The 20,947-nt window shown below is 45.8% G+C and carries 20 protein-coding genes, 8 tRNA genes and 1 riboswitch; of the genes, 23 read left to right on the top strand and 5 right to left on the bottom strand.

Annotated elements, in window-relative coordinates; all coding sequences use genetic code 11:
* The first annotated feature begins 17 nt into the window (after positions 1–17).
* On the top strand, positions 18–1,295 hold the full coding sequence (locus FC61_RS04240; protein ID WP_035464299.1) for a uracil-xanthine permease family protein: 1,278 nt from the start codon (positions 18–20) through the stop codon (positions 1,293–1,295).
* A 43-nt stretch (positions 1,296–1,338) separates the two neighbouring features.
* Here the strand turns inward: FC61_RS04240 and FC61_RS04235 are convergent, their stop codons facing one another.
* Together FC61_RS04235 and FC61_RS04230 are read right to left on the bottom strand one after the other, a co-directional pair.
* Positions 1,339–1,671, bottom strand: coding sequence for an AzlD domain-containing protein (locus FC61_RS04235; RefSeq protein ID WP_021741295.1), 333 nt, complete (start codon positions 1,669–1,671; stop codon positions 1,339–1,341).
* Positions 1,656–2,366 (bottom strand): AzlC family ABC transporter permease, encoded by a 711-nt coding sequence (locus tag FC61_RS04230; protein WP_021741296.1) that lies wholly within the window; start codon positions 2,364–2,366, stop codon positions 1,656–1,658. Before FC61_RS04230 ends, FC61_RS04235 begins: the two co-directional genes overlap by 16 nt.
* 188 nt (positions 2,367–2,554) lie before the next feature.
* Here FC61_RS04230 and FC61_RS04225 point away from each other — a divergent pair, with 188 nt between their 5' ends.
* Positions 2,555–2,794 carry a helix-turn-helix domain-containing protein gene (locus FC61_RS04225; protein WP_021741297.1) on the top strand — a complete coding sequence of 80 codons (240 nt, stop codon included), beginning with the start codon at positions 2,555–2,557 and terminating at the stop codon, positions 2,792–2,794.
* Positions 2,795–2,925: 131 nt separating this feature from the next.
* Here the strand turns inward: FC61_RS04225 and FC61_RS04220 are convergent, their stop codons facing one another.
* Together FC61_RS04220 and FC61_RS04215 are read right to left on the bottom strand one after the other, a co-directional pair.
* Positions 2,926–3,651, bottom strand: coding sequence for a DUF4811 domain-containing protein (locus tag FC61_RS04220; RefSeq protein WP_021741298.1), 726 nt, complete (start codon positions 3,649–3,651; stop codon positions 2,926–2,928).
* Positions 3,651–5,147, bottom strand: a complete 1,497-nt coding sequence (locus FC61_RS04215; RefSeq protein ID WP_021741299.1) for an MDR family MFS transporter — start codon at positions 5,145–5,147, stop codon at positions 3,651–3,653. Before FC61_RS04215 ends, FC61_RS04220 begins: the two co-directional genes overlap by 1 nt.
* 223 nt (positions 5,148–5,370) lie before the next feature.
* Between FC61_RS04215 and FC61_RS04210 the strand changes: the two genes are divergently transcribed.
* The 7 genes from FC61_RS04210 to FC61_RS04180 all read left to right on the top strand — a co-directional run bounded on the left by FC61_RS04210 (position 5,371) and on the right by FC61_RS04180 (position 10,811).
* Positions 5,371–5,808: a MerR family transcriptional regulator gene (locus FC61_RS04210; protein ID WP_021741300.1), complete on the top strand. Its 438-nt coding sequence runs from the start codon at positions 5,371–5,373 to the stop codon at positions 5,806–5,808.
* 530 nt (positions 5,809–6,338) lie between these two features.
* Complete coding sequence (locus FC61_RS04205; RefSeq protein ID WP_024526551.1) at positions 6,339–6,902, top strand: GNAT family N-acetyltransferase; 564 nt, start codon at positions 6,339–6,341, stop codon at positions 6,900–6,902.
* 171 nt (positions 6,903–7,073) lie between these two features.
* Positions 7,074–7,970, top strand: a complete 897-nt coding sequence (locus FC61_RS04200; RefSeq protein WP_015474047.1) for a cation diffusion facilitator family transporter — start codon at positions 7,074–7,076, stop codon at positions 7,968–7,970.
* A 61-nt stretch (positions 7,971–8,031) separates the two neighbouring features.
* Positions 8,032–8,679, top strand: coding sequence for a metal-dependent transcriptional regulator (locus FC61_RS04195; RefSeq protein ID WP_035464306.1), 648 nt, complete (start codon positions 8,032–8,034; stop codon positions 8,677–8,679).
* A 124-nt stretch (positions 8,680–8,803) separates the two neighbouring features.
* Positions 8,804–9,565: a threonine/serine exporter family protein gene (locus FC61_RS04190; protein WP_035464301.1), complete on the top strand. Its 762-nt coding sequence runs from the start codon at positions 8,804–8,806 to the stop codon at positions 9,563–9,565.
* 16 nt (positions 9,566–9,581) lie between these two features.
* The gene (locus FC61_RS04185) at positions 9,582–10,031 is read left to right on the top strand and encodes a threonine/serine exporter family protein (RefSeq protein WP_021741305.1); all 450 of its coding nucleotides are present in this window, start codon (positions 9,582–9,584) and stop codon (positions 10,029–10,031) included.
* Between the two features lie 111 nt (positions 10,032–10,142).
* The gene (locus FC61_RS04180) at positions 10,143–10,811 is read left to right on the top strand and encodes a phosphatase PAP2 family protein (RefSeq protein ID WP_011668516.1); all 669 of its coding nucleotides are present in this window, start codon (positions 10,143–10,145) and stop codon (positions 10,809–10,811) included.
* Between the two features lie 103 nt (positions 10,812–10,914).
* Here the strand turns inward: FC61_RS04180 and FC61_RS04175 are convergent, their stop codons facing one another.
* Complete coding sequence (locus FC61_RS04175) at positions 10,915–11,709, bottom strand: lp_1002 family arylesterase (protein WP_021741306.1); 795 nt, start codon at positions 11,707–11,709, stop codon at positions 10,915–10,917.
* An 83-nt stretch (positions 11,710–11,792) separates the two neighbouring features.
* On the opposite strand from FC61_RS04175, the gene FC61_RS04170 reads away from it, so the two are divergent.
* The 14 genes from FC61_RS04170 to FC61_RS04105 all read left to right on the top strand — a co-directional run bounded on the left by FC61_RS04170 (position 11,793) and on the right by FC61_RS04105 (position 20,880).
* Positions 11,793–12,347: a GNAT family N-acetyltransferase gene (locus FC61_RS04170; protein WP_021741307.1), complete on the top strand. Its 555-nt coding sequence runs from the start codon at positions 11,793–11,795 to the stop codon at positions 12,345–12,347.
* 49 nt (positions 12,348–12,396) lie between these two features.
* A riboswitch (Lysine riboswitch) is annotated at positions 12,397–12,579 on the top strand.
* A gap of 117 nt (positions 12,580–12,696) precedes the next feature.
* Complete coding sequence (locus tag FC61_RS04165; RefSeq protein WP_021741308.1) at positions 12,697–14,196, top strand: amino acid permease; 1,500 nt, start codon at positions 12,697–12,699, stop codon at positions 14,194–14,196.
* A 206-nt stretch (positions 14,197–14,402) separates the two neighbouring features.
* Positions 14,403–15,035 carry a deoxynucleoside kinase gene (locus tag FC61_RS04160; protein WP_021741309.1) on the top strand — a complete coding sequence of 211 codons (633 nt, stop codon included), beginning with the start codon at positions 14,403–14,405 and terminating at the stop codon, positions 15,033–15,035.
* A gap of 283 nt (positions 15,036–15,318) precedes the next feature.
* Entirely contained in the window at positions 15,319–16,590 is a 1,272-nt protein-coding gene (serS, locus tag FC61_RS04155) for a serine--tRNA ligase (protein WP_021741310.1), read from the top strand.
* 314 nt (positions 16,591–16,904) lie between these two features.
* Positions 16,905–16,977 (top strand) — tRNA-Val (locus FC61_RS04150).
* A 37-nt stretch (positions 16,978–17,014) separates the two neighbouring features.
* Positions 17,015–17,096 (top strand) — tRNA-Leu (locus FC61_RS04145).
* A 37-nt stretch (positions 17,097–17,133) separates the two neighbouring features.
* Positions 17,134–17,206, top strand: a tRNA-Thr gene (locus tag FC61_RS04140).
* 26 nt (positions 17,207–17,232) lie between these two features.
* Positions 17,233–17,304, top strand: a tRNA-Gly gene (locus tag FC61_RS04135).
* A 10-nt stretch (positions 17,305–17,314) separates the two neighbouring features.
* Positions 17,315–17,400, top strand: a tRNA-Leu gene (locus FC61_RS04130).
* A 20-nt stretch (positions 17,401–17,420) separates the two neighbouring features.
* Positions 17,421–17,494: transfer RNA gene (locus FC61_RS04125), tRNA-Arg, on the top strand.
* Positions 17,495–17,528: 34 nt separating this feature from the next.
* Positions 17,529–17,602, top strand: a tRNA-Pro gene (locus FC61_RS04120).
* A 28-nt stretch (positions 17,603–17,630) separates the two neighbouring features.
* A tRNA-Pro gene (locus tag FC61_RS04115) sits at positions 17,631–17,704 on the top strand.
* A gap of 204 nt (positions 17,705–17,908) precedes the next feature.
* On the top strand, positions 17,909–18,376 hold the full coding sequence (locus tag FC61_RS04110) for a CtsR family transcriptional regulator (protein ID WP_015474036.1): 468 nt from the start codon (positions 17,909–17,911) through the stop codon (positions 18,374–18,376).
* Between the two features lie 17 nt (positions 18,377–18,393).
* Complete coding sequence (locus FC61_RS04105) at positions 18,394–20,880, top strand: ATP-dependent Clp protease ATP-binding subunit (RefSeq protein ID WP_024526558.1); 2,487 nt, start codon at positions 18,394–18,396, stop codon at positions 20,878–20,880.
* Positions 20,881–20,947 lie beyond the last annotated feature (67 nt).

The raw sequence follows: 20,947 nt of genomic DNA, 5'->3' as shown, positions 1-20,947 counted from the left end.
ACAAGGAGGAATTGATTATGCAGCAGCCGTCACATTATCGTAATCCCGATGCGTTGATTGATATCGACGAGCGGCCCGGATGGGGCCAATGGTTGGGACTATCACTGCAACATTTATTTTCAATGTTTGGTTCCACCGTGTTGGTACCCATCTTGGTGGGGTTAAATCCAGGCATTGCGCTGTTTAGCTCAGGGGTGGGTACCCTCATGTATATCTTAATTACGCGAGGAAAGATTCCAGCGTACATGGGCTCTAGTTTTTCGTTTATCATGCCCATGATTGCCCTGATGAAAACCACGGGTTATCCGGGGATTGCTCAGGGAACGTTGGCGGTGGGACTAGTTTATCTGATCGTTGCTTTAGTCGTGGCGGCTGTCGGTCCGGACTGGATTGATCGCGTTTTGCCACCGATTGTCGTTGGCCCGATGGTGATGGTCATCGGACTATCACTAGCCGGGAGTGCAGCGCAAAAGGCTACAGTTGATAGTCAAGGTACGTATCACTGGCAGTTCTTTGCGGTTGCCATCATCACCTTACTCCTGACGATTGGGTTTAACTTATTCTTGCGGGGATTTTTAGCTTTAGTCCCCATTCTGTTAGGGATTGTGTGCGGCTACCTGGTGGCAGTGGCATTTGGTCTAGTAAACTTTACACCAGTGTTGCAGGCAGAGTGGTTTCAGTTACCTAAATTTGAAATTCCGGGGGTCAGCTATTCCTTACATTTTTATTGGGGTGCGGTGCTAAGTTTGGCGCCCATTGCCTTTGTCACCATGACGGAACATATTGGCCACATTACCGTGCTTAACGAGTTGACCCATCGTAACTTCTTCCGTGATCCTGGGTTGACACACACGTTAGCTGGCGACGGTGTGGCTTCAATTATCGCGAGTTTTGTTGGTGGGCCGCCTGTCACGTCATATGGCGAAAATGTGGGTGTCCTTGCTATCACCCGCGTACACAGTGTGTATGTCCTGATTGGCGCGGCGACGTTTGCCGTCATCTTCAGTTTTGTTGGCAAGTTGAGTGCCTTGATCGAAAGTATTCCTAATCCGGTAATTGGGGGAATTAGCTTTCTTCTATTTGGTGTTATTGCGTCAAGTGGTCTGCGAATTCTGATTGAGAAACATGTCGATTTTAATCAAAAACGTAATCTGATGATTGCCTCGGCAATTTTGGTCATTGGGATTGGGGACGCTTACCTCAAAATCGGTCAATATCAATTTTCAGGCCTAGCCGTGGCGGCTGTCTTAGGCATTATCTTAAATCTAGTATTGCCCCAAGCAGCTCACCAATAAAAAAAGTCCTCGCCATTTTGCGGGGACTTTTCTGATGTTGGAATTAGCCGATTTGCCAATAGCGGAGAAGGGCCATTGCCATGATGCCAATGACGACGACCATGAGTAAGCTCTTGGTGAGGACCCCAGCGATGGTCGCCGGAATGGCAGCTAAGCAGTTGGCAACATTTAGCGTGGCTAACTGACCAGTGTGGGCGATGAACAGGCTTTGACAGCATAGGGCCGTCATGATCGTGATGGGAACAAATGACAAAAAGCTCACCAGCCAGCCCGGCATCGTCAGTTGTTTGACAAAAATAAAGGGGAGCGTTCGCGAAAGAATCGTGACGAGTCCGCATCCCAGGATCACCCATAATTCGGTTAGGCTGATTGACATTTTTTCATCTCCATTCCAAATAGACATCCGGCAACTGTGGCGACTAATAGGGCAAAGTTGGCGCTCATGAGTCCAATCATCAAGTAATAAATGAGAGCAACAAACCCCATGACGAATAATTGCAGGCGCATTCCGAGGTGTTTGTCACTAATCAACTGGAGATAGACGAGACCAATAAACATAGCTGTCAAGGCGAAGTCAAACCCAAAGCGGCTTGGATTGGCAATGAGTCCGCCTAGAATAGCCCCAACCAGGGTTGCTAGTCCCCAGACTAAATAGGCAACAAGATTAGCTGCCGATTGCCAAGCAAAGCTTAATGGTCCATGGGTTTTATTTTGTTTATTCATGGCTAAAGCAAAGGTTTCATCAGTTACCAGCGTACCAATCAGTACATTACGAATTAAGGATTCATGGCGAAAATACTGGGCCAAGCTGGTACTCATCAGGATCATCCGTGAATTCACAAGGAAGGTAGAAATGAAGATTGCTGACAGGGGGTCATGAATTAAGAGCATACTGGTGATGATGAATTGGGCGGAGCCAGCGTACACAATAAATGACAGGCCAGCAACCATCAGTAAGCTCAAGTGACTCGTGTGGGCAACAATTCCGAACGCTAAGCCCACACCAATGTAGCCAAAGACAGTGGGAAGAACGTCACGAATGCCCGCTCGAAAGGTTAGGTCTGGACCCATAAATAAGCCTTCTTTCCGTTTTCTAATTAAAGTCTAACCTTTAGTTTAGCCGTGTCTCCGGGGCCTGTAAACCTGTAATTTATTTGTAAATATGCTGGCTGAAAAAAGTTGAGGGAAAAGGTTGCATTTCGGTAAAGAGGGTTGTATGATACTCTCATTGATAACGAACGAAAGTGAGGGTATGGGCGATGAAGATGAACTTAACTGAACTAGCAGCTTCAGCACACGTTGATGCTAGCCGCATTGAGGACTACGTAAAGAGTGGGCTATTAGGTAAGGAACATTCGACGACGGAGTTCGATGATTCAGATTTGTACTGGATCGACATGATTCAATGTTTTCAGGATAATGGGACGTCTTTAGACGACTTATCCGGATTAATGCCACGGTGCCGCAAGGGCCAATCGCAGTTAACCCAGGTACAGTAATTAAGGTAATGAATGAGTAAAATGGGTGAATAGAACGGCCGGTGATGATGAGTCCCGGTCGTTTTTTGTATGCGTACTGTGGGATAACTAAAAAGGCCGGTCGAGAAGAAATCCTCGATCGGCCTTTTAGTCTATTCTGCTTTAACTTGTTTAATCAGTTGTTGCATGGCTTGTGCTTGATAAGCAGCGGCGGCTTGCTGGGTAACTTGTTTCTGTTGCGCAGCAGTCATTGATGGGTTCTTCATCATCGCTGCCATAACCGCTTTTTTAACATAAGCCGTTGCAGCGGCCTTTTGTTTTGCTTGATAGCTCTTAGAACTAGCTAGTTTCTGCAATTTCTTAGCTTGTGGGGCACTCAATACGGTCCAGTTCTTGTTGATGTAAATGGTATTGTGTTCCTTCACGTATTGATGACCATTATCGGCTAAACCAAACCAGAATTTCGCTGTACTATTTTTGTATTCGCGATAGGTCTTAGTCGTGACAATCCGGTTATGACCAGTTGTCCGTTTGACCGTGTTACTGGTCGTAACTTTAGCTCGAGTATGATTCGTTTTCTTAGCCGAAGCGCTAGTCTTGTAGACGTAAACGCGGTGCTTATCGGCTGTCCCAATCGATTGATACAGCATCATCGGTAGATTCTTGGATGGTGAGGCTGAGTAAATCCGTTGCGTTTTAGTTTCAGTGACGTTGTGCATGCCATAGTAGTCATGGTCATTCTTAACAATGAAGAAGATGCTAACCATAACACCAGCAACCGCCAGAATAGTTAAACTATTAGAAACAACTCGGTTGCTTAAATAAACGTAAAAGTAAAATGCGAGAATCGCACAAATGACAAGTGTAACGATAATCATTAGGCGGCACCTCCCTTAGTTGCAGCTTCATCGGTACTTTGATCGGTTACATGTGTTGAGCGGTTGCTACCTTTTAAGAAGAAGGCTACGACCAAGGCAATGAAGCTAAAGCCGATAGCAACCCAGAAGGCAGCGTGATAACCGGTTAACGTGGCATTAATGGCCTTATCTGCGTAACTTAATGGGTTAGTGGTTAAGACGTGTTTAGCAGGGATATTATTCTTAGTGACGTTGGTCAAGACACTCACTAGAATGGCGGTCCCAACAGAACTAGCGACTTGCCGTTGGGTGTTGTTAACAGCGGTCCCGTGACTGATTAAGTTCATTGGTAAGGCGTTCATCCCGGCAGTTGTGGCTGGCATCATGACCATGGCAATCCCAAACATCCGAACCGCATACAAGATGACAATGTATAAGGTAGCGGTGTCTTTAGTGATCCAGGCAAATGGTAAGGTCCCAATAGTTAAGAGGAACATCCCCATGATTGCTAAGCGCTTAGCACCAAAACGGTCAAATGCCCGTCCAGTGATCGGGCTCATAACCCCCATCATCAGAGCACCGGCCAGTAGGGTTAAGCCAGAGTGAAACGCGGACATGCCCTTGACGATTTGCAGGTATAAAGGAATGACCATTTCAACGCCCACCATGGCCATCATAACGACGGAACTTAAGATAGCGGAAACCGTAAACTCTTTAGACTTGTAAACCCGGAAGTTCAGGAATGGATCGTCCATCGTTAATTGACGCCAAACAAAGAGCGCCACAAAGACAAAGCCAATGATTAAGGTTGATAGCACTTTGGCACTGCCCCAACCATCATCACCAACAGAAGAGAAGCCGTAAAGCATGCTCCCGAAACCGATTGTTGAGAGTAGTACAGACCAAATGTCCAATGGTTCTTTCTTAGTCTCAAGCACACTACGCATGAGCCAGAAACTAGCGATGATGACAACGGCAACGATCGGAATAATCATGCCGAACAAATCCCGCCAAGTTAGGTTATCAATGACCCACCCTGACAGAGTTGGGCCAATAGCTGGTGCTAAACCGATGACGATACCGGCTAGCCCCATGGCCGTTCCCCGTTTGTTAGCAGGGAAGATGGTGAGCATCATGGTCTGAAGTAATGGCATGGAGACCCCAACCCCAACGGCTTGGATTAGCCGCCCGATTAATAGCATCGGGAAGTTTACCGCCGACCAGCAAATAACGGTTCCAATTAAGAAGATACTCATAGCGGACATATAAAGTACCTTGGAACTAATAGTTGTGATCAACCAAGCACTGATAGGAATCATGATCCCGTTAACCAGTAAGAAACCAGTGGTTAACCACTGGACAGTTGACGTGGAAACGTCGAAAGCCTTCATCAATGTTGGAAAGGCAGTACTTAAAATAGTTTGGTTCAAAACGGTACAAAAAGTCCCAATCAGCAGAAGTGCAACAAGCAATCCACGATTATAGGACTTACCGTTGGTATCAATAGCATTTCCCAAAGTTAATTCCCTCTTTTACTCAAAAATTATTTCTGGAATAAATATACGCACATTGAACCTCTTTGTCAACTAGCTTGACATACTTTTTAGAATATATATACTGTTTAGAGAAAAGCGAACATGTTTCTAAAATAATTTTATATTTTTCACAAACGCTTTCATTGTTATGGCCATCGCGATTACTATCGGGATGACCGATAGAATCTAAGGCAGGTGCTAGTAAGTGGATGATGAACAAAAGAAAATGTTTAAGAAGCTGCCGACAGATAGTTTAGTTCTCGGAATCGGGGATGTAGCAGCAGCAACAGGTGTCTCTCAAAGCCAATTACGTTATTGGGAACGAAAGGGTTACATTCAAAGCCAGGCAGTTAGTGATGGCCGTAATCGGAAGTTTACCTATAAGACACTGATTCAGGTCCAACAAATAAAATTCTTTTTAGATGATGGCTATACACTGGTTGGGGCCGTTAAACAGGCCAAACGGCGGCGCGATTATTTTGACAAACTACAGGACTTTTTTACCAGTCGCTTTGAACATTTGGAATTGGCCGATGGTGCCGGCGAGATTGACTTAGGCGTGTTTGATCCGCAGCCTAATCAACGGTTGGTCGCGGACCAAGTCGGTGATCACTGGCAGTTTCGGTTGGTTCCTTTAGAATAGGACGGTTTATTTGTTTCTCAGGGGTAACAATGGTAATCTGAAGTTACGGAAGAGCAAGTTGTGGTTGGCAGACAAAAACTTTCGAGACCAATCGATCTTCTGGCTGGATTGGTGGTTTAATCATGTTGTTGACGTGTTGTGAAACCAGGCGAATAACCATGAGTAGTAGCGCGTTATCTTGCGCATGGACTACGTTGACCAAATGTCAGCGTAAGCGATCGTAAACCTAAAACGACGTGTTTTTGGAAAATTAAGTTCTTTGATTTTTCTCTCGCCAGTCACTGCTTCCGTGAACCGTTCAAGTTTTGAAAGTTCTTGAACGGTTTTTTTGTGCACTATTTTATGAAAAATATTTAAGAAAATGAAGAAAAAATTAGAAGATTGATCGACTAAAAAGACTGGTAATTCAGCTTTTAGGCCACCAATGAAAATTTAGGGGCAAAAAAGTTATCTATTTCATTGTATTTTGAAGCCAACGTGTTAAGATAACAAAATCGCAAAAAACAAAAACCAGAAGGATGGTGTTATACATGCTGTTACGACAAGCGACGATGGCTGACTTACCACAAATTGAATCGATTATCCGTGATGGCCGTGAGTTATTGGCGGCCCAAGCGATTGATCAATGGCAGGGCTCATATCCCAACACGTCAATCTTAGTTGACGACATCCACCAAGGGTGGACGGTTGTCTTGGAAGAAAACAACGAAATTTTGGGGACCGCAGCCATTATTCCGGGAGAAGATCCCACCTATAAGGAAATTGAAGGTCAGTGGCTGACCAAACAAGCGCCATACTTGGCAATTCATCGCGTAGCAGTATCTAGTCACCATCATGGTCGTGGCTTAGCCGGTGAATTGTTCCAACGGTTATTCGACCAAATTGATCATGCCGCAAACATTGAAAGTGTTCGGATTGATACACATCCCCAGAACATGGCCATGCAACACGTTATTAAAAAGAATGGTTTTAGTGAAACAGGGACAATTGATTTAACAGCGGCTGGCTTGCCAGGAACGAAAGACTTTGCGTACGAACGGTTGACGGTCAATGCTAACCCAGCGCACGTGGTGGCAACCGCTACAGTCAAATAAATAAAGGCTTCCTATATTATTAGATGTAACTAGGGCTTAGTTGGCGTGCTGACTAAGCCCTTTTTTGTGGAATCAACTCATAAACCTTTTGTGAGGGGAGCCGAAACGAGCCTGTTCTTTTGACCTAAATTCTGCGATAATAGAAGGTAGTAAGTCATGGGGGCGGTTTAGTTGGAAAAGAGTTTGACTGGTGGCCGATTTTTACTCGTCACCATCTTGAACGTCGTTATTACGATTTTTGAATTGTTAGGTGGCCTGTTGTCTGGAAGTCTATCACTGCTATCAGATGCCTTTCATAATTTGGGGGATGCCCTGTCCGTTGTGATGAGTTACGTGGCTCATCGAGTCGGCGGCCGGCAACAGACACGGCAAAATACATTTGGGTATCGGCGAGCAGAAATTTTGGCGGCGTTACTGAATGCAGCCGTACTCATCTTAGTCTCTTTGTTATTGGCGGTCGAAGCGGTTCGCCGACTACTTCACCCAGAACCCGTGAAGGGCGACATTATGTTGTTGGTCGCGGTCGTCAGTTTCCTGGCCAACCTGTTTTCAACGATCTTACTGAATCACGGGGCTCAGCATAACTTAAATATTCGGGCCACTTATCTACATTTACTGAGTGACGCGCTGGCGTCAGTTGGGGTGATCATTGGGGCTATTTTGATTACCATTTGGCAGATCAGTTGGGTGGACCCCTTAATTACGGTTTTAGTGGCCCTCTACATTATTTATGAGTCTTGGCCGATCATTAAGCAAACATTTGATATCTTAATGGAAGGGTCACCAGATTTGGACTATGAAGCGATTGCCCAAGATATTTGTCAGTTACCAGAGGTGGACGGTGTCCATCATTTGCACGCTTGGTTAATTGATGAAAACAACGTGGTTTTTTCCGTTCACGTCAATATGGAAAACTTGCCGCTATCAAAGATTGAGCCGATTTATCGGCAAATCGAGGCCTTGCTCTGTCGTAAATATGGGGTAAACCACGTGACGATCCAAGCGGAGTGTCGACGGGGAAAAGACGAGTCGTTATTTTATGATCAAAATGATTGGCGGCACGAATAGACTTGCATGCCAAGCTGTTTCGCGGTATAAAGGAAACACTATCTAGATGAGGTGAACAATGATGACTCCGATGAAGGAGGATTATTTAAAAATTATTTTTGAGCTAGGCGGTCGCCAGAAAAAGGTGTCCAATAAGCAAATTGCGATTAGTTTGAATATTGCGGCAGGTTCTGTAACGGAAATGGTTAATAAGATGGCGGCTGAGGGCTTAGCAGAACATACGCCTTACGCTGGTATTTCCTTGACGAACCGAGGCATTCGGTTAGCTGAAGACTTGGTCCGCAAGCATCGGATTTGGGAAGACTTTTTGGTGGAGAAGCTGGGCTATGCCTTGCCAGACGTTCATGATGAAGCTGAGGTCTTGGAACACGTCACGAGTCCTAAGTTGATCGATGCCTTAGATGACATGCTGGGGAATCCCACGCATTGTCCGCATGGTGGGGTTATTCCAGATCGACAGGGGCATTATCATGAAGACAGTCATACCGTTTTAAACGATGCTGCCGATGGTGAGATTGTGACCGTTGATCGTTTCATTGACAATCATGATCTGTTAACGTATTTGGGAGACCTGAAGCTGGACATTGGTGATCAGCTTCAGGTGTTAAAGCATGATCCTTTTGAGGGACCCGTGACCGTGCAAAATTTAACGGATAATGCCGAACTGATCGTTAGCTATAAAGCGGCGCACTACATTTTTGTTAAATAACTTTTAAAAGCCTGACGGTGTTCAGGCTTTTTTGCTGTCAATTGAGCCGGTCATCGATGGTGAACTTTTTATTTCGCAACCACTCGGTGTGCCGTATAATATAAATCGTATGAGGAAGGTTGGGATGGCAGTGGCTAGTCAAAAGAAACGAGATCAGTTAATCTTGCATACGGCTTTGACGGCTGGGCGCATCATGATTGAAAATGGATCTGAAATCGAACGGGTTGAAGACACGATGACGCGCATTGCCAAGAATGCAGGCGCACAAACCAGTCAACTCTTTGTCATGATTACCGGAATTTTGATGGCAATTAATGGAGAAGTGGGGGCCCAAATTGAACCAGTTAAACGGCGGACGTTTGACCTGGAAAAAATCGCGGTTGTGAATGATCTGTCACGACGGTTTGCCGATCACCGTATTACCCTTCAACAGTTTGCCGATCAACTAGATCATCTCGATAGCATTAGTCGCTACTTTCCGTTTTGGTTACAGTTACTGGCAGCTGCGTTGGTCAGCGGGCCTTTAGAGGTGGTCTTTCGGCACAATCTGCCGGATTTCTGGATTACCTGTGTGGTCGGGTTGCTGGGCTGGTGGGTTTATTATGTACTAAATAAATTTATTCAAATTCGATTTTTATCCGAGTTTACGGCATCAGCAGCAATTGGTCTGTTAGCTGTTTTGGTGGTGCATTTGGGATTGGGTAACAGCGTTGACGACATTATTATTGGTAGCGTGATGCCGTTAGTTCCCGGTGTTCCTATTACCAATTCGGTACGGGATATTTTAGCAGGCAATTTAGTGAGTGGACCGGCGCGGGGCGTAGAGGCTTTGGTGAGTGCCGCAGCAATTGGATTTGGTATTGCAATGGTTTTACAATTATTGTAAGTCAGGAGGGTGCCCCATGACGGTTGTTCAATTCGTTATTGAAGTAGTGGGAACGTATGTCGCCACGATTGCTTTTGGTATTTTGATTAATATTCCCCGGCGCGCATTGAATTTTGGCGGTTGGATTGGCGTATTGGGCTATCTCCTATACCGGTTCACGGTGCTGGCTGGTGGCGGTTATGTCATTGGTAACTTATTAGGGGCTGTGGCGATCGGGGTGGCCTCGCTACAAGCTGCCCGATTAAAGAAGATGCCGATGATTCTCTTTAACATTCCAGCGTTGGTGCCGCTGGTTCCCGGCGGTCAAGCCTACCAAATGATTAAGAATTTTGCTTTGGGACATAACGATACGGCGGTAAGCTTTCTACTGCAGGTTGTGATGATTTCGGGCGCTATTGCGTTTGGCTTTTTACTGTCGGAGTTGGTTAATCGGGTTCAGCAACGACTGCTTCGGCATCACCGTTAGCGATTAGGAAATTCTTAATAAAACGGTCTAGCCTAGAAATCTAGTGGTGGGGTGGTATACTCATTGCTAGGGGTTTCCCAGAATCAGGTAGGATGAAAGGAATAGTTGCACATGATGTTATTTAATCGGGATCGGGACCGGCCGTGGAAATTCACGCTGGCAACCGTATTGTTTCTGATCGTGGCTGTTTACATAAAGGCACAGAATGCTTACGTTGAATTTTTAGATTCATCGATCGTTGATGTCATTCAAAAGAACCAACCGGGGTGGAAGACACTGCTTTATCGCGGTGTGACGAGCTTGGCAGAACCAAAGCTGGATATTGTTTGGGTGTTCATCTTGGCGTTTTTACTGTGGGGCTTTAAGTTCAAGGTGCCAGCACTGTGGTGTTTAGCAACGTTGGCAGGTGGCGATGTCATCGCTAGCCTCGTTAAAAATGTCATCCAGCGTAGTCGGCCCACAGCGCACTTAGCAATTGACGACGGCTATAGTTTCCCTAGTGGGCATGTATTTGGGACCTTTCTACTGGTAGCAATGATTTGGGTGATTTTAATTCCAATGATTTCGTCAAGCTGGAAAGCGTGGTTAGTACGCATTGTCCTGATTATTTGGCTGTTATTGGTCATGATTTCCCGGGTTTACTTGAATGCCCATTTCCCAACAGATACGATTGGTGCGGCACTGTTAGCCTATTTGTGGTTACAGGTTGCGGAAGGATTGTACATTCGGTTAGCACCCGTTATGAAGAAATGGCCATTGCTAAAGAAGTCTGAAATTTAAAGTATAGAATTAAACACCAATAGAGCTGTCAGGAATCTGAATGATTCTGGACAGCTCTATTTTTTGCGGTTAAATCATCGAAAAGGTAAGATGATTTTGAGGCTTATTTAAGGTCTTGTAGCCATTCTGTTGCTAGATCTAACCAATGTGCTACGTGGGGCAAATCAGTACCAGGCTTCCAAGCTGTCACCGAATTGGCTAATGCTAGGCCGTGGGGGCCATTGTGGAAAACGTGTAGTTCAGTATCTACCCCGTGGGTAAGTAAAGCTTGGGCATAAGCTAATGCGTTTTGAACGGGCACTAGTGGGTCATCGGCCGTTACCCAAATAAATGTTGGCGCATTTGCGGCGGTAACGTGCTGGTCTGCAGCAATTTTTTTCGGAGTAGTGGACCATGTCGCTAACGTGGCTGCATCAGTTGGAAAACCTAAGTCAGGTGAAATGACCGGGTAGCCGAGAATAACAGCCTGAACCTTTAATTGTTCTGGAGTAGTGTGAGCCTGTTGGTTAAAGTCAGCTTCAGACCACCAGTCATTAAAGAGAGCGGTGATGTGGCCACCAACGGAAAAACCGGCAATCACTAGTCGGTGAAGGTTCACATGCCAGGTAGTAGCGTGGGCGTGAATAGCGGCAACACTTTGTGCCAATTCAATCACGGGATTGGGCAAGAGGGGCGTTTTTTCACTGATGAAGCTGTAACGGAGGAAGAATGCTTGATAGCCGCGAGCGACCCATGCCAAGGCCAAATCCTCAGCCTGTTGCTCGGGAATGTGGGTATAGGAACCGCCAGGGACGATAATTACGGTCGGGTAAGTTACCGAGGAATCGGTATTTTCCCGCAAGTAGCCTTGTAGATAAGCTGCGGAACTGTTAGGTAGTGACTGGGTCAATATTTTCAATTGCGAAACCTCCTAAAATAAGTCATGATAAGGATACAATCAATTATAACGCATCGTTTGGTCGATCGGAAAGCAGGTAACGTATGGAAAGAATAGCAACAACGTCGCGTTTACGTGTGCGGCCATTAACGGAAAGTGATTTTGAAGATTATCGACGGCTATTAGCCTTGCCAGCGGTTGCTGCGGCTAATGGGTCGTCCAGCGATGTAGATCGTGCTGTGATGGCGCGCTGGTTTGCGGCAGATCGGCAGAGTCCCTTTGCGTTTGCAGTAACTGACTTAACCACAGCCCGGTTTATGGGAGTCATTTTATTCTATCGGCATGACGATCCTGAGGAGAAAAGTGGCAATCCGCAGTACGACGTCGGTTATTTCCTTGATCCAGTTGATTGGGGGCAAGGTATCATGCCGGAAGCCCTAAAAGCTAGCTTATATCTTGTACAACGGGCAACGGTGGTGACACAGACGGTGTGGGCCACGTGTTTGGTAACTAATCGGCGTTCACAAGGGGTGTTGACCAAATTGGGCTTCCAAACGGTGACGGCTCCCTTTGTTCCAGTGGGACTACCAGGTGAGGCGGCACAACCGGAACTATTGTGGCGCTTGGATTTGCCAGGAAATGAAAAAAGTGAATTCTAATCGTTATTTCATCTTGCAATGTCACACAGGGATGGTATACTACAAACTATCGAATAGAAGAGGCGCGACCAACAAGAGTCGCTTTCCGGAGATGGGTCACATTGCTGATGGAAGGTTAAAGGGGCGGTCGCCGAAATTTACGCATTTTGACCGGATGCGTGGGTTGGGTCCTGGTTGAACAAGTCAGGGACTGTCGCAGTCAAATAATCGGCTGCGGGGCGCTTTCAACGATATTGACTTGGAATAGTAATCTGTCCAACTCTCTTTCGCAAAGCAACTTTTGTGGAAGAGAGTTTTTTATTGCAAGTCGTTTCGAGAAGGTCCTTCTAATCAAGAAGGAGGAAACAATATGGAACAAAGTACGACAAATGCCACGACCAGTGAAGCATCTGATCAGGTAAAGCGGGGGTTAAAGACCCGTCATGTTTCGATGATTGCTTTAGGTGGGTGTATTGGAACTGGCCTTTTCGTCGCCAGTGGGTCAGCAATCTCAACCGCCGGACCTGGCGGTGCACTCGTCGCATATGTGGCGATGGGATTAATGGTGTATTTCTTAATGACCAGTCTAGGGGAAATGGCAACCAATATGCCGATCTCCGGGTCATTTGCAGCTTATTCCGCCAAGTATGTTGATCCTGCGTTAGGGTTTGCCATGGGCTGGAACTATTGGTTCAACTGGGCTATTACGGTTGCAGTCGATATTTCTACGGCAGCTCTGGTGATGAAGTTCTGGTTACCAGGAATTCCCGGCTGGATTTGGAGCTTGATTGCGTTGGTAATTATTTTCGTGATTAATGCCCTATCGGTTCAGGCGTTTGGGGAAACTGAATTCTGGATGTCATTGATTAAAGTTGTCACCATTTTTGTCTTCTTGGCAGTTGGCTTGATGACGATTGTCGGTATCATGGGTGGTCATGCAACTGGCCTTGAGAACTTTACGTACAAAAAGGCCCCATTTGTTGGTGGTTTTCCGGCTATCTTGAGTGTTTTCGTAGTTGCTGGGTTCTCCTTTCAAGGAACTGAACTGGTAGGAATCACAGCTGGCGAGTCAAAAGACCCAGCTCACAGTGTGCCTAAGGCGATTAATCAGGTGTTCTGGCGGATTATTCTATTCTACATTTTAGCTATCTTTGTTATTGCCGCCGTTTTGCCTTACACCAGCCCTGACTTACTCGGTTCTTCTGCGAGTGATGTTGCCATTAGTCCCTTTACATTAGTTTTCCAGCGGGCTGGTTTAGCAGCCGCTGCGGGTGTTATGAACGCGGTCATTTTGACCTCAGTGCTTTCAGCCGCTAATTCGGGGATGTATGCTTCAACTCGGATGCTGTATTCCTTGTCTAAGGAAGGTTATGCACCGAAGTTGTTTGAACGGACAGGAAAGAATGGAATTCCTTACCCGGCACTATTTGCCACAACCATTGTTGCGGCTTTGACTTTTATCAGTAGTATTGCCGGTCCACAGATTTATCTGTGGTTGGTGGCTGCAAGTGGGTTGACTGGGTTTATTGCATGGTTTGGGATTGCCTTATCGCACTTCCGTTTCCGCCGCGCATTCACGAAGCAAGGCCATAAGTTGTCTGAACTGAGCTATCATGCAAAGTGGTTCCCAATTGGGCCAATTCTGGCGTTAATCCTGTGTGTGGCCGTGATTGTCGGTCAGGATCCGCAATCATTCTTCTCGGGCCATTGGGAACAAGTACTGGTAACTTACATCAGCGTACCGCTGGTTTTGGTGCTGTACTTGGGCTACAAGCTTAAGAAGCATACTAAGTTGATTCCATTGGATCAGGTTGATGTGTCACCCGTTCATAAGGATGGAACTTTAAAGGAATCGTCAACTGAAGATTAAGAAAAATAATGTGTGGGCAGATAAACTGAAATAATATTAGCGGCGTCTCGTTAGGCTTATGGGCTACGAGGTGCCGTTTTTAATGAATTGGGTAATGAAAAAATGGCCACGATATATTGTCTTTTACGAAGCAGGTTGGTACAATATGTGGTGTTGAAATTTTGGCCGAGAAATCGGCGCGTCGTTATTTAAAGGAGAGAGATTGCATGCTTGTATTATCGGGAACTATCGGAGCCGGCAAAACGAGTCTAACTACGTTGTTAGCCGAACATTTACACAAACCAGCCTTTTATGAATCAGTGGATGACAACAAAATCTTGCCACTGTTCTACCAGAACCCTCAGAAGTATGCCTTTCTATTACAAATTTACTTTCTTAACAAGCGGTTGGATAACATTAAGGCAGCCAATGCGGATGATGAAACAGTTTTGGATCGGTCGATCTTCGAAGACTCCTTGCTGTTTCACTTGAACGCTGACCTGGGTCGAGCAACGTCTACGGAAGTTGATATCTATGACTCCTTGCTGGCCAATATGATGCAGGAATTGCCAGAAGCGACGCATAAAAAGAACCCGGACTTGTTGATCCACATCAATATTTCGTTTGAAACGATGTTAGAACGGATTAAGAAGCGGGGCCGTTCCTTCGAGCAAATCGATCATGATCCAAGTCTATATGAATATTACCAACAATTGGATCAACGGTATATTGACTGGTATAACGCCTATGATAAGTCACCTAAGATGCAAATTGATGGTGATCAATTAGACTTCGTAGAAGATCCAGCAGCCCGGCAACAGGTCTTACACCTAATTGACGAGAAGATTGCTTCACTTTAGTCGTTGTTTTTGTTACCAAAATGCGGTATGATAGCGTCAATTAATAAACACGAGGTGCCTATCCAGTAGACGGCCAGAGAAGCGGGGAAAGCTGCAAGCCGCAACGTCGAAAATTCCAGCACTAAAAAAAGTGGGCGGGTAATGCCGCACGGTGCAGACCGTTATCATGTTCAAGGGTGTCATTGCGTGCAATGACGAACTTGGGTGGTACCGCGAAGGTCTTCGTCCCATGTGACGGAGGCCTTTTTTGTATCATCCGCAAATTAGAGAGGAGTTATTTCAGATGTTAGATTTAAAGTTGATTCGCCAAGAACCAGACTTCATCAAAGAAAAGTTGGCAACCCGAGGCGTTGACCCAGCCGATATTGATGCACTATTGGAACTTGATGCCAAACGGCGGGAACTAATTGTTAAGAGTGAAACGATGAAAGCACAACGAAACACGGTGTCTGATGAAATTTCACAATTGAAGCGGAATAAAGAAGATGCTGACGACAAGATTAAGGAAATGCGTCAGGTGAGTGCTGATATCAAGGATATTGATGCGCAATTGGATACGTTAAAGGATCAAGTCCAAGATGCTGCCGCGCATTTGCCTAATATTCCTAACGATAATGTTCCAGTTGGATTAACTGAGGATGGGAGTGTTGAACTCCGCCAATGGGGTGAAAAGCCAAATATGGACTTCACGCCTAAAGCACACTACGAAATTGGGGAAGATCTTGGCATCTTAGACTTTGAAGCTGGCGCTAAAGTTTCTGGTAGTCGGTATCTGTATTATCTGGGTGCCGGTGCGCGGTTGGAACGGGCCGTGTACAACTTTTTCTTGGATGAGAATACCAAGGCTGGATTTAAGGAAGTCTTGCCGCCTTATATCGTGAATGACGATTCGATGTACGGTACGGGACAATTTCCTAAGTTCAAGGAAGATGTTTACCAATTAAAGGATGAAGCCATGACCTTGATTCCAACGGCCGAAGTCCCCTTAGTGAACTACTATCGTGACGAAGTTATTCCTGAAGAAGAACTGCCAGTTTGGTTTACGGCCTTGACCCCAGCTTTCCGGTCTGAAGCCGGTAGTGCCGGTCGAGATACGCGCGGACTAATTCGGTTGCACCAATTCAATAAGGTTGAGATGGTGAAGTTCTGTAAACCTGAAAATTCGTGGGATGAGTTGGAGGCCTTAACCAAGCATGCTGAGAGCCTCTTACAGAAGTTAGGCTTGGCTTACCATGTCATTACCTTGACGACTAGTGATATGAGCTTTACCGCGGCGATGACGCACGATCTGGAAGTCTGGTTCCCCGAACAACAGACTTATCGTGAAATTTCAAGTTGTTCGAACACCACGGACTTCCAAGCACGGCGCGCTCACATTCAATATCGTGATGAGAATGGTAAATTACAATACGTGCATGCGTTGAACGGTTCCGGTTTGGCGGTTGGCCGGGCAGTTGCTGCGATTTTGGAAAATTATCAAAATGCTGATGGTTCCGTCACAATTCCAGATGTTTTAGTGCCTTATATGGGTGGTTTAACTAAGATCACCAAGTAAAGATAGTTAAATGGATCAAAATAATTGTCATGACGTCGTTAACTAGGCTGCGTCATGGCAATTTTTGTTTGCTAAGAAAGGTGGGTGACCGATAATTTCACGATATACAAATTTTTTTGCAAAAAAATGCAAAAAAGGACTAGCTTTTTTTTCGCTGGTACGCTACAATATTAAATGTTGTTGAGAGAGTAGTTATTCAGTCCGCGAATATTTATTCAAAATATTTCAAATTTCTGGTTGACAAGTTTTCAACGGCATGGTAAATTATAATAGTTGTTTCGAACGAGAGCGGTTAACGTTTTCTGAAGGACTATGGAGGATTAGCTCAGTTGGGAGAGCGTCTGCCTTACAAGCAGAGGGTCACAGGTTCGAGCCCTGTATCCTCCATCAGGACTTAGGTCCTTGGCGTTAGTTCGCCAACGTTGCAGGTGTGGCGGAACTGGCAGACGCGCTAGATTTAGGTTCTAGTGTCTTATGACGTGGGGGTTCGAGTCCCTTCACCTGCATTAACTCAATATTGCAAAATATTTGAAAAAGTATTTTGCCGACTTAGCTCAGTTGGCAGAGCATCTCACTAGTAATGAGGAGGTCGGAGGTTCGAATCCTCTAGTCGGCATGGTAACACAATTTAATTGCCAATATGCGGAAGTAGTTCAGTGGTAGAACATCACCTTGCCATGGTGGGGGTCGCGGGTTCGAATCCCGTCTTCCGCTTTGCCCTTTTGCCGGGGTGGCGGAATTGGCAGACGCACAGGACTTAAAATCCTGCGGTCAGTGATGACCGTACCGGTTCGATCCCGGTCCTCGGCATTTAATTAAATATTTATTATGCACCCATAGCGCAACTGGATAGAGTGTCTGACTACGAATCAGAAGGTTGTAGGTTCGACTCCTACTGGGTGCATTTTTGTTGCTCATGATTAGGTTCATGACATCATCGGGAAGTAGCTCAGCTTGGTAGAGCACCTGGTTTGGGACCAGGGGGTCGCAGGTTCGAATCCTGTCTTCCCGATAACTGACTAACTGTCAGCGAGCTATCTCGGGAAGTAGCTCAGCTTGGTAGAGCACCACGTTCGGGACGTGGGGGTCGCAAGTTCAAATCTTGTCTTCCCGATTTTTTATTGCGACCGTCCCCAACAGAAGTGCTGAAACGATCGACTCCTTACGTAATTGTTTGGATGTCGGTCGTTTTTTTGTTATGATAGTTTACCAGAACTTATTTGGTCCGGGTGCAGTCTAATCCGTTGCATTTTGATGGAAACTTCGTATAATATTAGTCAGCATTAGTCAAATAAGTTTCGCTGAAGGGGGGACGGTAATGGAGAATCAAAATATTTCGGATATTATCGAGTCTTACTTGAAGCAAATCTTGGCTGAGTCACAGCAAGTTGAGATTCGCCGGGCCGAGATTGCCGATCAATTCAACGTAGTCCCATCCCAGATTAATTATGTGATTAAGACCCGTTTTACGATTCAGGACGGTTATGTGGTTCAAAGTAAACGTGGTGGCGGTGGCTACATCCGAATTGAAAAGGTCAAGCTACTAGATAATCTTGACTTCATCGATTCCTTAGTTACAGCGGTGGGTGATCAGATTACCCGTCATGACAGCCTAGCAGTGGTCCGCAGTCTCTTTGAGGCTGGTACGATCAATCGGCGGGAAGCCAACATTATCTTGGCGGCGATTGATAAGGCCGCTGTTGATACTGGTGACCGCACCTTAAATGAACGAATACGGGCGCAAATTTTAATTTCAATTTTGAATCACTTGCGCTATGAGAGCTAAGAAAGTGAGGAGTCGCAATGGATAATTTATTTACCCCAAGTGCTAAGAGCGTGCTCGTTTTGGCACAGGAACAAGCGAAGTATTTTAAGCACCAAGCAGTTGGCACAGAACATTTGCTACTCGCACTGACAATTGAAAAGAATGGAATTGCTAATAAGGTGTTGCAACAGTTCTCGGTTAGTGAGGACGACGTGCGTGAAGAGATTGAACGTTTCACGGGCTACGGCACATTAGCAAACACAGATAAGGATAGTTATCTACCCTACTCACCTAAGGCTAAGACGTTGTTGGCTTTAGCTGGTGATGAAGCTAAACGTTTAGGTGCTGCTAAGATTGGTACGGAACACCTATTATTGGCGTTATTAAGCGATGAAACAATTTTATCTTCTCGTATTTTGAAGAATTTAAACGTTGAATTACCGGATGCGCGTAAGGTCGTGTTGCGGAAGCTCGGTATTGCGGATACGCCCAAGCGGCGTAATGACAGCCGGACGCGGCGAGCACCTCAAGGTGGCACCCCAACGCTGGACTCATTAGCCCGGAACCTAACGGACGCTGCTAAAGAGGGGCGGATGGATCCAACTGTCGGTCGCGATAAAGAAGTTAAACGGGTGATTCAAATTCTGAGTCGGCGGACGAAGAACAACCCTGTCTTAATTGGCGAACCCGGTGTTGGGAAAACGGCGATTGCGGAAGGCTTAGCACAACGTATCGTAGCTGGCGATGTGCCAGAAGATATGCAACAGAAGCGATTAATGATGCTAGACATGGGATCATTGGTGGCCGGGACGAAATATCGTGGTGAATTTGAAGATCGATTAAAGAAGGTCATCGAAGAAATTTATAACGATGGTCAAGTTATTCTCTTTATTGATGAATTACACACCTTGATTGGTGCTGGTGGTGCTGAAGGTGCCATTGATGCGTCGAACATTTTAAAGCCAGCCTTGGCCCGTGGTGAACTACAAACCATTGGAGCAACGACACTGGATGAATATCAAAAGTATATTGAATCCGATGCAGCTTTGGAACGTCGATTTGCAACGGTGCAAGTCAATGAACCAACGCCTAGTGAAGCCCTACAGATCTTGAAAGGGTTACGTTCGCGTTACGAAGATCACCACCATGTGAATATTACGGACACGGCTCTGGAACAAGCGGTGAAGCTTTCAGGTCGCTACATCAGCGATCGTTTCTTGCCAGATAAGGCGATTGATTTGATGGACGAAGCCTCTGCCAAGGTTCGGATTGATCAGATGGATCGACCAACTGCAGCCTCTAAGCAGGTTCAAGAGTTAAAAGACCTGGCGGCGGAAAAGGAAACCGCTATTGAGGCGCAGGACTTTGAACGAGCAGCTAAGCTCCGAGCGGAAGAAATGAAGCTTCGAGAAAAAGTGGCTGCGCGTGAGGCTAAGGCTAAAGCAGCGAGTGATGAAGAAACTCGGCATTATGCCTTAGACGTGACGGGTGAAGACGTGGCTGATGTGGTTGCTGAGTGGACGGGAGTTCCCGTAACACAGTTGAAGCAGACGGATGCCGATCGATTGGTTAACTTGGAAAAGATCCTACATCAGCGGGTCATTGGTCAATCCGAAGCCGTTTCGGCTGTGTCTCGAGCAATTCGTCGAGCACGGTCAGGCTTAAAGGATCCAAATCGGCCAATTGGGTCGTTCATGTTCTTAGGACCAACCGGTGTTGGGAAGACCGAGCTTGCCAAGGCGTTAGCTGAAGCAATGTTTGGGTCCGAAGATAATATGATTCGGGTAGACATGAGTGAGTATATGGAAAAGTACTCAACTAGTCGGCTGATTGGTTCAGCTCCCGGTTACGTAGGGTATGACGAAGGCGGTCAGTTAACCGAAAAGGTTCGGCAAAAGCCATATTCTGTGGTCCTCTTTGATGAAGTTGAAAAGGCCCATCCAGATGTCTTTAATATTTTATTGCAAGTCTTGGACGATGGTTATTTAACCGATTCTAAGGGTCGTAAGGTTGATTTCCGAAATACCATTCTGATCATGACCTCTAACTTAGGAGCTACTAAGTTGCGGGATGAAAAGACGGTTGGTTTTGGTGCCGAAGACATGGCGAATGATTACCGGGCGATGGCTGGAACTATCCGGGAAACGTTGAAGCAATCATTCCGGCCGGAATTCCTAAACCGGATTGATGAAACGGTTATCTTCCACTCCTTACAAAAAGATGAACTTCACGCTATTGTGAAGCTGATGGCGCAACAGATTGTGGCTCGGGTTGCAGAACAAAACATCAAGCTGAAGATTACACCAGCAGCCATTGATGTGGTAGCCAAAGCTGGCTTTGATCCTGAATATGGTGCGCGGCCAATTCGGCGGGCATTACAGACGCAGGTTGAAGATAAGCTGAGTGAAGCCTTACTTAATGGTGAGGTTAAAACGGGTGATCAAGTCACAATTGGGGCAACCAAAGGTGAAGTGACGGTTAACGTTAAAACAACCGATGGTCCTAAAGCCGTTATTAATGCTTAACTGCTAAAATCGAGCAATTAGTTAATAAAAAGCACAGCGGGTTACTAAGAATGATTCAGATTCTTGG

This window comes from Levilactobacillus brevis ATCC 14869 = DSM 20054 (assembly GCF_001433855.1).
Classification (GTDB): domain Bacteria; phylum Bacillota; class Bacilli; order Lactobacillales; family Lactobacillaceae; genus Levilactobacillus; species Levilactobacillus brevis.
Note: the sequence above shows the minus strand (reverse complement) of the source record. Positions and strands in the feature narration are given on the sequence as shown.

Coding starts and splice junctions, on each gene's coding strand:
- FC61_RS04220 (WP_021741298.1), bottom strand. CDS start 3,651: ATGATTATCGTTACACTTGTCATTTGTGCGATTCTCGCATTTTACTTT.
- FC61_RS04230 (WP_021741296.1), bottom strand. CDS start 2,366: ATGGGTCCAGACCTAACCTTTCGAGCGGGCATTCGTGACGTTCTTCCC.
- FC61_RS04240 (WP_035464299.1), top strand. CDS start 18: ATGCAGCAGCCGTCACATTATCGTAATCCCGATGCGTTGATTGATATC.
- FC61_RS04165 (WP_021741308.1), top strand. CDS start 12,697: ATGGAACAAAGTACGACAAATGCCACGACCAGTGAAGCATCTGATCAG.
- FC61_RS04205 (WP_024526551.1), top strand. CDS start 6,339: ATGCTGTTACGACAAGCGACGATGGCTGACTTACCACAAATTGAATCG.
- FC61_RS04195 (WP_035464306.1), top strand. CDS start 8,032: ATGACTCCGATGAAGGAGGATTATTTAAAAATTATTTTTGAGCTAGGC.
- FC61_RS04110 (WP_015474036.1), top strand. CDS start 17,909: ATGGAGAATCAAAATATTTCGGATATTATCGAGTCTTACTTGAAGCAA.
- FC61_RS04185 (WP_021741305.1), top strand. CDS start 9,582: ATGACGGTTGTTCAATTCGTTATTGAAGTAGTGGGAACGTATGTCGCC.
- FC61_RS04160 (WP_021741309.1), top strand. CDS start 14,403: ATGCTTGTATTATCGGGAACTATCGGAGCCGGCAAAACGAGTCTAACT.
- serS (WP_021741310.1), top strand. CDS start 15,319: ATGTTAGATTTAAAGTTGATTCGCCAAGAACCAGACTTCATCAAAGAA.
- FC61_RS04190 (WP_035464301.1), top strand. CDS start 8,804: ATGGCAGTGGCTAGTCAAAAGAAACGAGATCAGTTAATCTTGCATACG.
- FC61_RS04235 (WP_021741295.1), bottom strand. CDS start 1,671: ATGTCAATCAGCCTAACCGAATTATGGGTGATCCTGGGATGCGGACTC.
- FC61_RS04170 (WP_021741307.1), top strand. CDS start 11,793: ATGGAAAGAATAGCAACAACGTCGCGTTTACGTGTGCGGCCATTAACG.
- FC61_RS04180 (WP_011668516.1), top strand. CDS start 10,143: ATGATGTTATTTAATCGGGATCGGGACCGGCCGTGGAAATTCACGCTG.
- FC61_RS04225 (WP_021741297.1), top strand. CDS start 2,555: ATGAAGATGAACTTAACTGAACTAGCAGCTTCAGCACACGTTGATGCT.
- FC61_RS04105 (WP_024526558.1), top strand. CDS start 18,394: ATGGATAATTTATTTACCCCAAGTGCTAAGAGCGTGCTCGTTTTGGCA.